Source organism: Pseudovibrio sp. POLY-S9 (genome assembly GCF_001431305.1).
In the GTDB taxonomy this organism is placed as follows: domain Bacteria; phylum Pseudomonadota; class Alphaproteobacteria; order Rhizobiales; family Stappiaceae; genus Pseudovibrio.
In genome coordinates, this window is the sequence record NZ_LCWX01000200.1 from 1 (window position 1) to 13,622 (window position 13,622).

Consider the following 13,622-nt stretch of genomic DNA (forward strand, 5'->3'; position numbering starts at 1 on the left):
TCTGACAATGACAACGGTGAGGGTTCCGGTTCAGTCTATGTCTTTACCCAAGACCCTGCTGGTTTCTATGTCGGGCAAGATGGAATGTACTTCTTCCCCAATGATGAGCCAGTGATTGAGACATTTGGGGCTGCATCTCTCGAAATTATTGGTAATGATGCAGCTGAAACTCTCGTAGGCGGTGATGGAGCAGACATTATCAACGGAAATGGAGGTAATGATCTGATCACAGGTGGTGCTGGTGATGATCAGCTGAATGGCGGTGAAGGCAGTGACATATTTGTGTTTGCTGCTGGCGATACCGGCCACGATGTCCTTACTGATTTCGATGCAACAGATGTCATTCAGGTTGAAGCCGCATTATTTGTGGACTTCATAGCGATTATGGATGCTGCAGAAGTGAGTGGTTCAAATACAGTGATCACAATCGACACAGACACTTCGATCACTTTGCAAGGTGTGACACCTGCTGAGCTTCAACCGGATGATTTCCTGCTCATCTAGTCGATGCTGAGAAATCCAAGGCGCTCGCAATCATCAGTTGCGGGCGCTAATTTTTGCTATAACCAGACAGCACTCATTTCCATACGGGTTTCACAGCATAATCGGGTCGTGAGCTACATAACAAATTACATAACAATTGCGTATTTTGAGCAATGTGAATTTGATATAAATCGAGTTACTGTATTGAAATATAAGAGAAAAAATGATTTATGCTGAAAGCTCGATTTTCTAACGGACTCTCTCCGTGTCCGCCATCTTCCCTTTTTTGAAAATATGAGGTTGTGAAGCAATAAGCCGAATGGTTTGTTCCTCGGCTGTGTTATTTTGCTCTTAAGTTGGCTCTGCGACGGTCTCTCGTTGGTAGATTAGCACGCATTCTACTTTTTCGATTCTCAATGAACATCTCACCTATTCGAGTTGGTTGGTGTGAGAGGTTGGCTTTTCCTTCTGTCATAGAAACGTAATGTAATGCTCGTTTTGCCAGCTATGTGGGGGAGGTGGGGTGTGACGGTTTTTTGACGGGGTTGCTTTGTGAGTGAGCGTCATTTCGCTGTAACAATCGCGTGTGCCTAGTACGTTAAATTTTAACAGGTACCGGGGTTGGACTCTTGATCCAGTTTGAAAGCGTTAGAAAAGAATTTGGCGCGCATGTTGCAGTCAAAGGGGCGAGCTTCATTGTTGAGAAGCCTCAGATGATTGGCATTATTGGTCGTTCCGGCGCGGGTAAGTCCACGCTGCTGCGGATGATCAACAGACTAACCCCGGCGACGGATGGGCGTGTCCTTGTTGATGGAGTTGATGTGCTTGCCTTGCAGGGCGCGCATAAGCGTCGCTGGCAGCGTGATTGCGCGATGATTTTTCAGCAATTCAATCTGGTGCCACGTCTTGATGTTTTAACCAATGTTATGCTGGGTCGCCTGAATGCACACGGAACTGTTTCCAGCATGCTTAAGTTGTTTACGCGGGAAGAACGCGTTCAGGCGCTGCTGAAACTTGAAAGACTTGGTATTGCTGAAACGGCTTTGAAGCGGGCTGAAAATCTTTCTGGTGGTCAGCAGCAGCGTGTTGCGATTGCCCGTGCTCTTATGCAGGAGCCGAAAATGCTTTTGGCCGATGAGCCGATTGCCTCGTTGGATCCGATGAATGCGCAGGTGGTGATGGACGCTCTTAAGGCGATCAACACTGAAGATGGCCTGACAGTTATTTGTAATCTCCATACTCTTGATACTGCTCGAAACTACTGTGACCGCGTGATTGGTATGCGTGATGGTGAGATTGTTTTTGATGGGAAACCGGATGAGCTTTCGACCGCAGTGGCCCGTGAGATCTACGGTGCTGATGACAGTTTTGAGGAGGGGATGACCTCAACTTCTCTTGGTAGCGAAGGTGCAAAAATCGCTGCCCTGGAACTGGCGAAAGGTGATGCTTCGCCTGTCGTCTCTGCTGCTGAATAGCAGCCGTTTAAGATTTTTATTCTGATATTGGAGTGCTCTGATGAAAATCATCGGTAAAGTTGCTGCAGCTCTTGCTGTTAGCACGACCCTTCTTGCTGCGCCTCTGGCTCTGGCTGAAGAGAAAATCACTGAATTCCGCATTGGTATTCTTGGTGGTGAAAATGAAGCGGATCGTCTTCGTTCCAACCAGTGTCTGGTTGATCGCTTTGAAAAGCTGCTGGGTGTTCCGGTTAAGCTTTTCCCAGCTGCTGATTATGCTGGCACTATTGAAGGCCTAAAGGGTGGTAACCTAGATTATGCCGAGCTTGGCGCTTCCGGTTACTCTGCTGTTTACCTGTCAGCTCCTGATGCTGTTGAGCCTGTGCTGACTACCAAGCAAACAGATGGGGCGACTGGCTACTATTCTGTGATGGTTGCCCGTGCAGATTCCGGCATTGAGACGCTGGAAGACATGAAGGGTAAGCGCATGGGCTTTGCTGACCCTAACTTTACCTCCGGTTATCTGGTTCCTTTTGTCGCGTTTGATGATATGGGCCTGAACCTGAAAGAGTACTTTGCTTCTACGCAGTTCTCGGGTGGTCATGAGCAAAACGTTCTTGCTGTTTTGAATGGTGATGTTGATGGCGGTGTGACCTGGGCATCTGGCGTTGGCGAGTGGGAAGAGGGCTACACCTCTGGCAACCTGCGCAAGATGGTTGATAAGGGCATGGTTGATATGTCTGATCTGGTTCAGATCTGGCAGTCTCCGCTGATCCCGAACGGCCCACTTGTCGTGCGTAAGTCGCTGCCATCTGACGTGAAGCAGAAGGTTGTTGCCTCACTGAAGTCCATGGTGACAGACAACACTGAGTGTTTCTATTCCGCGCAGGGCGGTGAGTATGCTGATTTTGTTGAGGTGAACCATGACTTCTACAAGACCATTGTTGAAGCGCGTCGCCGTAAGATTGAAGCGAAAAAAGCTAACTAACTCTGTTTGAATGTTGAAGGGCGCGGATCTCACCGCGCCCTTTCTTTATGAGGGTCGTGAGGGCTCTCATCATTTCCCTGTTTGGAGGATGTTGAAGTGGCCGCTCATCTGGCGCTTGCCGAAGCTTCCCGTTTGGCCGAGATCTCTCAGGCCTATGAGAGTGTTGCCCGGCGCCGAACTCTTTATACTCTTTCCCTGCTCGGCCTTTGTGTCCTGAGCATCTTCGGTGGCTTGTTTGTTGCGGATCAGGCAAACTCTGGTGGCTTCTGGTCAGGATTGGATAAATTCTTTGATTATCCGGTTGAGTTGTTCATGGGTGCCTATGAAGAAGGGCTGCTTGGGTTATTCGCACTCGTTCTTCAATATTTCCCCTACCTTGTAGAGACCGTCAATATCGCATTGGTCTCAACTCTTCTGGCATTCTTTTTAGGTGGGGCGCTGAGTTTTGTTGCCAGCCGTAATTTGGTGAGCAATCGGCTCGCTGTGGCTGTAATGCGCCGGGTGATGGACATTTTCCGCGCGTTTCCGGAGATTGTGATTGCGCTGTTGCTGGTTCTGATTTTTGGGCCAAGTCCGGTTGCAGCTGTGATTGCGGTGACAACGCATACAATTGGTGCTCTCGCTAAGCAGTTTTCTGAGGTGAATGAGAACTGTGACCTGAAGGCTGCTGAAGGCATTCGCAGTGTAGGTGGCAACTGGCTGGAGCAAATTCGCTTCGGCATTCTGCCTCAGGTGCTTCCGAACTTTTTGTCTTACACGCTGCTTCGGCTGGAAGTGAATGTGCGGGCCTCTGCGATCCTTGGGTTTGTTGGGGCTGGTGGTCTTGGTGCTGAGTTGAAGATGGTTGTCGACTGGAACTATGGAGCTGACATTCTTGTCATCATTTTCATGCTGGTTCTTTCAATCACGTCCATCGATTACCTCAGTGGCTGGATGCGACAAAAACTTATTGGTCAGACGGGGCAAGTTTGATGGAGCGTTCTATGACAGATATTAGTGCCTTGCGTGGGACGTTGCATCATGAAGAGCAACGACTGGAGGAGCTGTATCCCGGTGTTCTCGGGCTGGATTTGAAAAAACGCTTGCTTGGTCCGGTGCTGTCACTGTTGGTTGTTGTTTATTTGGCTTTCTGCTTTTTCGCGTTTGATGTTCCGGGCGTGATGGAGAAGGCACGCGGGGACATGGCTCAACTGTTTGCGCTGGATGCTTATGCCCACAAGGTGCATGCAAAGTATCAGTTCAAGAAGGCTGATCAAGGGTTCGTTGTTAGTCTGGAGGGCAACAGGCGCGCTATATATAAAGAGCAGCCAGATTGGATTGAGCAATCACGTGGGCAATCCTCCATTCTGCTTGGTGAAGATGGGGTGCTTCACTTTGCAGATGATGGGGTGACTTACACTCATCCAGAGTTTGATGAGCCTTTTACATTCAAAGTTGGAGATGGGGTTCCGCAGTTTATTGGTGGGGTTGAAGCTGACTGGCTCAAGGTCTCGAAAACTCAGGTTAATGCGCGGCCCTCTTTATATACACGTATCTGGCTGACAAAGAGCAAAGTTGAGGTGCATCGCTATTTCGTTGGGTGGGAGAACTTCTGGTTTGACTTTGACAGCAAGCTGAACGGGCTGAGTGCTGGTCAGCTGATGTCCCTGGCGTTTTCTTCGGAAAGACTGGATCCTGATGTTTCCAACCTGCGCTTTATGTTCAATGAGTTTTGGATGAACAGCGAGTGGCAGCATGGGGAGGTTTATTTCGCATTGCTGCAAACTCTCATCATGGCCGTGGTTGGTACCTTGATTGCGGGTATTCTAGCATTGCCGCTTGCGTTTGCTGCTGCTGCGAATGTTAATCCGGTGAGGTTGGCGCGAACAGGCGTGCGCCGGTTCTTCGATTTCCTACGCGGGGTCGATATGCTTATCTGGTCGCTCATCTTTATACGGGCGTTCGGACTTGGGCCGCTCTCCGGGATTTTTGCGATCTTCTTCACCGATACGGGTACTTTCGGCAAGTTGTTCTCTGAGGCGATTGAGAATGCAGATAAGAAACAGGCGGAAGGCGTGCAAGCAACGGGAGCTTCTCCGGTTCAGAAATATCGGTTCGGGCTGTTTCCGCAAATCCTACCTCTCTTTATATCTCAGATGCTTTATTATCTGGAGAGCAATACACGCAGTGCCACTGTGATTGGGGCATTGGGAGCAGGGGGAATAGGCCTAAAGCTTATAGAGACTATGCGAACCAGACAGGATTGGGAGAACACTCTCTACCTGATCTTTCTGATCATTGTGGTGGTGATGATGATGGATCAACTCTCAGGATGGTTACGTCGCAAACTCATTGAAGGCCAAGCCTAGGACAAAACACTCAGTTTTATGGAGGAGGGCAGTTACTCAAGTGGCTGCCCTCTTTGTTTTTGGTAGGCAGTCAGTTGTCCTTCGGGTGAAAAATGCTCGCTGAGGTGGATTTGTCCACATCGTGTAGACTGCAAAAATTAATGCGTTTTAGGCTGATAAATCGCAGTGATCCTATGTGAATTTAGTTAACTTATTGATTTATATGTATTTTTCTTGGTTGTGTGGAGCTGGTGTATTTAACATCAAAAATATTTATGTATTATTATTTGTTGTTTGTGTTGATGTATTCTTGCAGTCAGTTGCAGCTGACTTGGAAGGAAAGAGCTTTGAGATAGTAGGTTTTTGACTGAATAAGTGATGATTTATGTTTGTTTTTCTTAAGTTATACCGGCCCGGTCTCAACACCTCTCCAGTAACTCGGAACATAACAATAAATTATGGGTTTAATCTTCGCTTTTGCTTTGAAATGGTTTGTTTCTAGTGCGTATTGCCGTTCTTAGTTTGGCTTACCTCCCCTGAATTCCCTGTGTTATTTGTGCCACATCGTATTTCGATGATTTTCAAACTTCATTTGAATTATTGATTAAAAACCAAAGATCACAAATATTGATGTTGTGAACAGCGCGGGGCGCACTTACCGGTGCCCGCTGAATAAAGTGATGTTTCAAACATTGCTTTGATCAGAATGCGCAAGTGGGGAGCCAGAGTGGTCAGGGATCGACATGTGGTCGAGCTGCTCTGGTTTTAAAGAAAGTTAGAATTATGAATTTCAAGGCTATCGCAATCGCAGCAGCTGCTGCTGCCGCTGCAACTTCCGTTCAGGCTGCTGATCTTCCAGCTGACATCGCACCAGTAGATTACGTTCGCATCAACGATGCATACGGTGCAGGTTTCTTCGTACTGCCAGGCACTGAAACTGCAATCAAAATCGGTGGTCGTGTTCGTGTTGAAGCACGCTTCACTGACCTGCTGGACGATGAAGATTACAGCAGAGAAGACAACAACCACAACTTCCGTTCCCGTGCGAACCTGCGTATTGATACTCGTACACAGTCTGAGCTGGGTCTGATCCGTACATACATGGATTTCCAGTACACTTCTAATTCCGACTCACGCGGTGCTGAAGGTGTTAAACTGGACAAGGGTTATGTTCAGATTGGTGGCTTCACTTTTGGTCTTGCAACTTCTGCATTCGACCTTTGGACTGGCGAACTGGCTTCCAACCTGTTTGACCGCCACCTGGCTGATGACACCGTATGGCAGGCATCCTACACCCACGCATTGGGTAACGGCCTGACGATTGCTGCGTCTATTGAAGACAATTCTGATCGTGAGCAGGGTGTGTTTGGTGCTGCCACGGACGAAAAAAGCGGCGAACTTATAATCGGCAAAGCAGGTAACACCCTTCCATCCTTCGTTGCGAAAGTTTTGCTGAATCAGGGTTGGGGCTATGCTGGTCTTTCTGGTGCAGTAACTAAAGTTGACGCTCCAGGTGATCGTGATTCCTCTGAAGTTGGATACGCTGTTGCGGGTGCTGTTGGCTTCAATCTTGACATGATTGCTCCTGGCGACGTGATCAACTTCCAGGCTGCTTATGCAGACGGTGCTATGGCATATGTTGGCGCTGAAAGTGACGTTGCAGATGCAGTCCTTGACGCTGATGGTGACATCGAAACCAATAAAGCTTGGTCTGTTGCTGGTGGCTATATGCACAACTGGACAAGTGAACTGTCTTCTGGTGTAGAAGCTTCCTACCTTGATGTTGAAGTTGGTGCAGGCGACGCTGACTTCAATCAGGTTGTTGTAGCCGGTACTCTTGAGTACCGTCCAGTTTCCGGTCTGCTGTTCTCTGCTGGCGCTGGTTGGAAGCAGGATGATGTCGATGGTGCATCTAAAGAAGATGCTGGTGTCTTGAACTTCCGCGTACAGCGTTCTTTCTAAGGCTGACTTAAGCCTTAGACCTTCATTGGACTTTCAATAATCCTGATTTTCCAATGACTCTCATTCCCGGTGGTGTCCAAAACCACCGGGTTCCTCTGTTTGAGGCTATGTGCATATGAGTGCTCTTGCCTATTTCTATTTTGAATTTGCACATTAAATTTTAGTCGGCATTTTAATCCCCAGTGCGTAATCTTTTGCGCGCGTTCAGGGGAATTGTGTTTGTCTTGCAGTTAAATGTACTGATCTAGATGCGTTGCAATACTATTTATATGTTACTATTCAATGGTTTAGCGAAAATTAGAACGGCTATGATCTGTGGTGTCTGAGTTGAGTGCGTCGGGCATCCATAGAAGCTGTTGTGTCAAAAAAAACACACTACTTTAGCGTGGTGATGTTTCTCCCCTTTCAAACTACTAGGTTGATATTGCGATCTTCCATCTCGTCGGGCATCAATATGTCCATCGACGCGGTCGAGCCGATTGAATGCTTTGCCAAATTATGGCGAGCCTCTCTGGTTCTCGTGTCGCAGGGAAAAGAGGAAATGTGAGCTGCTCCAAACAGGTCACGCCAGTTTCTTCTTTCTATTGAGAGACATTGGAAGGTCAGGATTATGAACGTTAAAACTCTTGCACTCGCTGCAGCAGCTGCTGCAGCTGCAACTTCTGTACAGGCTGCAGATCTGCCACTCGCTGCTGAGCCAGTAAACTACGTAAAAGCATGTGACGCATTCGGCGCTGGTTACTTCCAGCTGCCAGGCAAAGACACCTGCATCAAACTCGGCGGTCGTATCCGTGCGCAGTACGTTTCCCACAACCTGCAGGATGGTCTGGAAGACGTAACTAATCAGGACGAGATCGACGCAGATCCTACCACAAAGAAAAAGACCAACGACTATAGCTCTTATGTTCGCGGTTACCTGTACTTCACTTCCATGACTGCTACCGACATCGGTACAATCAAAACTTACACTGAGTTCCAGGGTGAGTGGAATGCTGAAGAAACTCAGTCTACTAAAGTGAATGACGCTTGGGTACAGATTGGTGCGGACTACGGTTCTTTCCTGTTTGGTCGTGAAAGCTCCCAGTTCGACGCATTCACTGGTTACACATGGATCGTGCCAGGTGGCATTTCCTTGTCCGACGTTTCTCTGCTGCAGGCATCTTTCACAGCTGACCTCGGTAATGGCTTCACTGCAGTTGCTTCTGTAGAAGATTCTAATTACCGTGGTGGCGATGATAACGCTGTTGATATCATTGGTGCACTGAAAGTTTCTCAGGGTTGGGGTTCTTTCCAGCTTTCTGGTGCTGCACACAACAAAGCTGATGGCGATGGTTACGGCTACGCAGCTGGTGCAACTGCTACTTTCAATCTTGACATGGTTCGTGAAGGTACAGAAATCACTTTCCAGGCTCAGTATGCTGACGAAGCTGGTGCATATATCACCTCCGACACAGACGATGCTGCGAAAACTGGTTACTCTCTGTCCGGTGGTGCTGAAACTGCTCTGTCTGAAAAAGTTTCTGCTCAGCTCGACGTTTCCCACGTTGCGTTTGATGACGACAGCGCAGACTACACCAAAACTTCTGTAAACGGTTCTATCGTTTACTCCCCAGTTGCAGGCCTTGGTCTTGCTCTGGCTGCTGGCTGGAACACCCAGGATGACGACACAGATAAAAAATACGAAGACGAAACCAAAGTTGGTGCTCGTGTTCAGTACACCTTCTAATTTGGTGTGAAAATTTGGCAGCTCAATTGCTGTTTGATTTTGAGCCTCGGTGACTTCGGTTGCCGGGGCCTTTTATTGTCTATGAAGAGAAAGCAAGTGCATTGATCAACTTCGGACATCTTCGCTAAATTTGATTAGTCCTGAAGTGTGGAGCTAAGCTCTATTGGGGTGTTGGGCGTGGGGCTAGGAATTTATGTTGCGTGAATGTTTCGCGGTCAATGATGCTTATACTCCAATAAAAGCATTAGACTTGATTGCCTTGCCTGATCCTTCGAATGGCGAGTGGCGTCAACTAAGCTGTTATCAAATCAGCCTAGGCCAGATAAATTGCCCATCCTTGATATTGTTTTTCTAAATTGCCTAATTCTACGATGTCTTTATTCACACAGAGTGACTGTATGTTCCTATATACTTAGTTCAGTCGCATCGACGACTCCTACTGATCACGGTTGAGTTGCTGATTATATATGATTAATATATAAATCATTGATATTAAACAGAAATAGCTATTTTCTATTATAGGGTGCTGGAACATTGTTTCCCGACATTTAAGAGTTGAATGTCTTATGTGGTAGGGAGTTGTTGTCTGGCTTGCCTATTTCTCGTGTTGTCAAAAAGACACATGTAAAAAATCACAAGTACGAATAGGCAATCTGGCACTCTGAATAGGCTTGCCTAAAACTCCTAACATTGTAATTTCTCCTCACGAACCTTCAGGGGGCTTTTTCTTCAAGTAGGCGCTTGAATTGAGGCGGAGGGTTCACGGGGACAGTTCAGACACGTTTGATGACGGTGCTTGCACCTGAATTGCGGTTTGATGATCTGTTTTAAATAAAGTTTAAAATCCATATTATGGGAAGCTTGTGATGAACTTCAAGAAAATCGCTATCGCAGCCGCTGCAGCAGCAGCAGCAACTCCAGCAATGGCTGCTGACCTTCCAGTGGTTGCAGAGCCAGTAAACTACGTACAGGCATGTGACGCATTCGGCGCTGGCTACTTCCAGCTGCCAGGTAAAGACACTTGCATCAAGCTCGGTGGTCGTATTCGTACTAACTTCGTTTCTCATGATCTGAACGACGGTTTGAACGATGTCACTGGTAAAGATGACAAAGGCGAAGATAAAATCAACAGCTACTCTGCATATGCTAAGGGCTATCTGTACTTCAACTCCATGACAAGCACTGAGTTTGCTTCCATCAAGACTTATACTGAGTTCACTGCAACTCATGACCAGTCTAATGGTTCTACAGTAGGTATCGGTGACGTTTACCTTCAGCTCGGCTTTGATGCTGGTTCTCTCTTGATTGGTGACACAAGCTCTCAGTTCGACAGCTTCACTGGTTACACATGGATCGCTCCAGTTTCCGAAAACTACTCCGACGAAGGTACTCTTCAGGTCTCCTTCACTGCTGACCTCGGCAACGGTTTCTCTGCAATTGCTTCTGTTGAAGATGCGAATGCACGTGGCGGTGTTTCCAACCGTGTTGATCTAGTAGGTGCGCTTGCTGTTTCACAGGGCTGGGGTTCTGCAAAGCTCTCTGGTGCGACACACGCATATGACTCTGATAACTACGGCTACGCAGTTGGTGGTAGCGTAACAGTTACCGCTCTCGAAGGTATCGAAGCTTCTTTCCAGGCACAGTATGCTAGCAAAGCTGTTTCCTACGTAGGCGGTGCAGGTAACTCTAAGTTCACTGATGCTGATGGTGTTAAAGGCTTCAACATCGGTGCTGGTATCCAGGGTGATCTGTCCGATACTGTTTCTGCACAGTTCGATATTTCTTACCTGTCACTTGAGCAGGGTTCTGCAGACTACGACCGTACAGCGCTCGACGCTTCTATCGTTTACTCCCCAGTTGCTGGTCTTGCATTCGCAGTTGCAGCAGGTTGGGCTGACGATTCTGCAGACAACAAAGAAACCAAAGTTGGTGCACGCGTACAGTACACCTTCTAAGATCTCTTAGATTGAGGGTCTCGGCGGCGGTGTCGCCGGGACTACTTTCATAAAGCCTTGATGTGATACTTGCCACAGACTTGCATGTGTAGGCGGTATAGGAAGGTACTACTTCAAGATTTTATGAGTTTTGGTTTAGCTCAAAACCTTCTAATCTATATCTGGTTGAAGTTCATATATCCTGATCTTTCAATCAGTCTCTCAGGCCCGGCGGTTCCAACCCGCCGGGCTTTCCCATTTGTGCGCGATACTTAAGTTTTCAATGAGGATTACGCCATGGTGACCTCCCAAGCTGTGAAATTTTGCTCAGTTGAACTTCCTGCCCGTTTCGATTGGGTGAGATAATCCTGCCCAATCCATAGTAATTGCGAAAATTGAACCTTGGCGTAATTGTCTAGTTGCACAGGGGTAGTCATTGCAGCTGATTTTGATCACTGCATTTGTGGGCATTGGGCTACTCCGAGTGACGGATGGAGGTTCAATACTATGACGAAGAAGCTGATATTCCTGCCGGTCTTGCTGTCATTCGGAGTTACAGCACAGGCTACAGACTTGCCTAAACCTGTTTTTGAGGCTGAGCCTGAGCCGCTCAATCTGGTGGAACCCTTAGACTATGTGCAGGTTTGTGATGCGTATGGTGAAGGATTTTTCTTTATCCCTGGTACGCAGACGTGCCTGCGCCTGAGTGGTCGGGTACGTACCGATGCGCAGTATCGTCGCTTTCCCAAAAAGCCGAGTAACTGGGGCGGCGTGGTTGATGATAATCCTAAAGGGCGTGATTTGAACTCGATGCGCTTTCGTGCTCGCTCCTACATCCGCATGGATGCGCGATCAGAGACCGAATTTGGATTTGTTCGCACTTTTTCTGAGCTTAGAGCGACCGTGGATTCAGACACTGAACGATATGGTGACTCTCCAGAAATGGACTTGAATAAAGCCTATATTCAGTTTGGAGGCTTTACGATTGGGCGCACTGGTTCTCTGTTTGACTTCTTTACAGGCGCTACATTTGGGTCTGTGCATCGCGATTGGTCAGACACTAATTCCTGGGCCGCAGCTTACACGGAAGTGTTTGATGGTGGTGTTTCCGTTACCGTTTCTATTGAGGATCCTGTTTACCGTGCGCATGGCGTACTTACGGGTGTTGCGAGCGAAAACGGAAAGGCTGGAAACAAGGCACCTGATGCAGTTGCGGCATTCCGGATGGATGGTGACTGGGGCAGTGCGAAGCTCGCGGCGGCTGTGACGAACATCAGACCAGAAGCAGCTTATGTGCCTGGTGAAGTTGGTTGGGCGTTGGGGGCGGGGGCAATTATTAACCTCCCTCAGATGGGTAGTCAGGATGCTATGGCTCTCCAGTTCCAGTATGGAAACGGTGCTGTTTCCTATGTGGGGATTGATGACGATGAAGTTTTTGACGCTTACTACATCAACGGCGATACCAGAAAGACCGAAGCACTATCGTTTTCAGGTGGGCTTACGCATTATGTGACGCCTGAAGTGCGGACAGATTTTGATGCGAGTTACGCGGTTGTTGACACACCAACTGGTGCCGCGCTTCCAGACTTTGATCGGTTTGCTCTGGATTGGGATTTGGTCTGGTCACCGGTCAGTGGAATGGAAATGGGTGTTGACCTTGGCTATGCACGAACATCGCCGGAGGATGAAAAAGACTTTGATGAAGCCAGTGCGCTCTTCAGAGTTCAGAGAACCTTTTAAGCCATTAAGTTTCTTGAAGAACTTGGGAGTTGGATCTGATGAGCCAACTCCTCTTTTTTTGTGTTTGCTAAGCGTGCTGTCTTATAAAATTGAGGATGCCCCTTTGGGTGGGCTGGTCCCAGAGTAGAGGCGCATGTCCTTGGTTGGGGATGACGGAAAGTTCCATTTTCTCGTGTAACTGCTGCATTTTCTTGACAGTCTCTGTTGTGAGAAGACGTGAGTTTTGTCCATGGAGTAAGAGGTGAGGAAACGGTTTTAGCGCGCTAAAAGATTGCCAGAGATCGTCTTCAGGTGCTGCTTTCTTGTCTCCACGGAGTGTATCGCCTAAGTGCTTGTCATAGCGTAATGATACGCCGTCGGAATTGGGAGCGTATAATTGATTGGCGTATGTTATCCAATCCGTTTCTGACATGGCTGTGAACGCTGTTGCATGGATGGAAGCGAGGCGCTCTGCTGCGGCTTTCATGTTTGGTTGGGACATGGCGGTGCCGACTGAGGCAATGATGTCGTCGAGGGCTGGTGGTTCGATGACTGGGCCTATGTCGTTGATAATGACTGATAGCAGGCGCTCTGGGTGTCGTTTGGCCATGGAGAAAGAGTGGAGGCCGCCGCGGGATGTGCCGATGAGTGCAAATTTTTCAAGTCCGAGAGCCTCGATGCCTCTGTCAATATCGTCAGCTTCCTGATCAAGACTGTAGGTCTCAAAATCCTCAGAGTGGTCTGACAGGCCACGGCCGCGGTAATCCATTGCGATGACGCGGTGACCATTTTCTCTTAAAAAGTTTGCTAGGTGATAGAAATCTCTTGTGTTTCTCGTTAGGCCAGAAAGGCAAAGGACTGTTGGGTTGCGGGGAATATTCGGGTCCCAGATGTGTGCAGATAAGGTTAGTCCATCGCTGGCTTTCCAAGTGAAACGGGTTGCGCCCGCAACGTTTTGAAGGTCGACATCAATGTAATCTGGGGCTTGAAGCATAAGTTCCTCCCGAAATGCTCCGGTGTTTTCAGCGA

Annotated in this window: 9 protein-coding genes and 1 pseudogene; 9 read left to right on the forward strand and 1 reads right to left on the reverse strand. The window is 48.1% G+C overall.

The window, feature by feature from the left end; all coding sequences use genetic code 11:
- From PPL9_RS32470 to PPL9_RS19585, 9 genes and pseudogenes are all read left to right on the forward strand, one after another.
- Nucleotides 1-504: pseudogene (locus PPL9_RS32470) on the forward strand (hypothetical protein); the annotation flags it as partial.
- 608 nt (nucleotides 505-1,112) lie between these two features.
- Nucleotides 1,113-1,958, forward strand: coding sequence for a phosphonate ABC transporter ATP-binding protein (gene phnC, locus PPL9_RS19550; protein WP_057464261.1), 846 nt, complete (start codon nucleotides 1,113-1,115; stop codon nucleotides 1,956-1,958).
- Nucleotides 1,959-1,998: 40 nt separating this feature from the next.
- Nucleotides 1,999-2,925 (forward strand): phosphonate ABC transporter substrate-binding protein, encoded by a 927-nt coding sequence (phnD, locus tag PPL9_RS19555; RefSeq protein WP_057464262.1) that lies wholly within the window; start codon nucleotides 1,999-2,001, stop codon nucleotides 2,923-2,925.
- A gap of 96 nt (nucleotides 2,926-3,021) precedes the next feature.
- Complete coding sequence (phnE, locus tag PPL9_RS19560) at nucleotides 3,022-3,897, forward strand: phosphonate ABC transporter, permease protein PhnE (RefSeq protein ID WP_208989498.1); 876 nt, start codon at nucleotides 3,022-3,024, stop codon at nucleotides 3,895-3,897.
- An 11-nt stretch (nucleotides 3,898-3,908) separates the two neighbouring features.
- Nucleotides 3,909-5,273, forward strand: coding sequence for a phosphonate ABC transporter, permease protein PhnE (gene phnE, locus PPL9_RS19565; protein ID WP_057464440.1), 1,365 nt, complete (start codon nucleotides 3,909-3,911; stop codon nucleotides 5,271-5,273).
- 762 nt (nucleotides 5,274-6,035) lie between these two features.
- Entirely contained in the window at nucleotides 6,036-7,214 is a 1,179-nt protein-coding gene (locus PPL9_RS19570; protein ID WP_057464264.1) for a porin, read from the forward strand.
- A 610-nt stretch (nucleotides 7,215-7,824) separates the two neighbouring features.
- Nucleotides 7,825-8,940 (forward strand): porin, encoded by a 1,116-nt coding sequence (locus PPL9_RS19575; protein ID WP_057464265.1) that lies wholly within the window; start codon nucleotides 7,825-7,827, stop codon nucleotides 8,938-8,940.
- An 866-nt stretch (nucleotides 8,941-9,806) separates the two neighbouring features.
- Complete coding sequence (locus PPL9_RS19580) at nucleotides 9,807-10,895, forward strand: porin (protein WP_057464266.1); 1,089 nt, start codon at nucleotides 9,807-9,809, stop codon at nucleotides 10,893-10,895.
- 486 nt (nucleotides 10,896-11,381) lie between these two features.
- Nucleotides 11,382-12,614, forward strand: coding sequence for a porin (locus PPL9_RS19585; RefSeq protein ID WP_057464267.1), 1,233 nt, complete (start codon nucleotides 11,382-11,384; stop codon nucleotides 12,612-12,614).
- Between the two features lie 67 nt (nucleotides 12,615-12,681).
- Here PPL9_RS19585 and PPL9_RS19590 read toward each other — a convergent pair whose 3' ends face one another.
- Nucleotides 12,682-13,587, reverse strand: a complete 906-nt coding sequence (locus PPL9_RS19590; RefSeq protein ID WP_057464268.1) for an alpha/beta hydrolase — start codon at nucleotides 13,585-13,587, stop codon at nucleotides 12,682-12,684.
- Nucleotides 13,588-13,622: the final 35 nt, after the last annotated feature.

Excerpts from the sequence above, each read along its gene's own strand:
- PPL9_RS19575 (WP_057464265.1), top strand. The coding sequence starts at position 7,825 with ATGAACGTTAAAACTCTTGCACTCGCTGCAGCAGCTGCTGCAGCTGCA.
- PPL9_RS19590 (WP_057464268.1), bottom strand. The coding sequence starts at position 13,587 with ATGCTTCAAGCCCCAGATTACATTGATGTCGACCTTCAAAACGTTGCG.
- PPL9_RS19580 (WP_057464266.1), top strand. The coding sequence starts at position 9,807 with ATGAACTTCAAGAAAATCGCTATCGCAGCCGCTGCAGCAGCAGCAGCA.
- PPL9_RS19570 (WP_057464264.1), top strand. The coding sequence starts at position 6,036 with ATGAATTTCAAGGCTATCGCAATCGCAGCAGCTGCTGCTGCCGCTGCA.
- PPL9_RS19585 (WP_057464267.1), top strand. The coding sequence starts at position 11,382 with ATGACGAAGAAGCTGATATTCCTGCCGGTCTTGCTGTCATTCGGAGTT.
- phnE (WP_057464440.1), top strand. The coding sequence starts at position 3,909 with ATGACAGATATTAGTGCCTTGCGTGGGACGTTGCATCATGAAGAGCAA.
- phnD (WP_057464262.1), top strand. The coding sequence starts at position 1,999 with ATGAAAATCATCGGTAAAGTTGCTGCAGCTCTTGCTGTTAGCACGACC.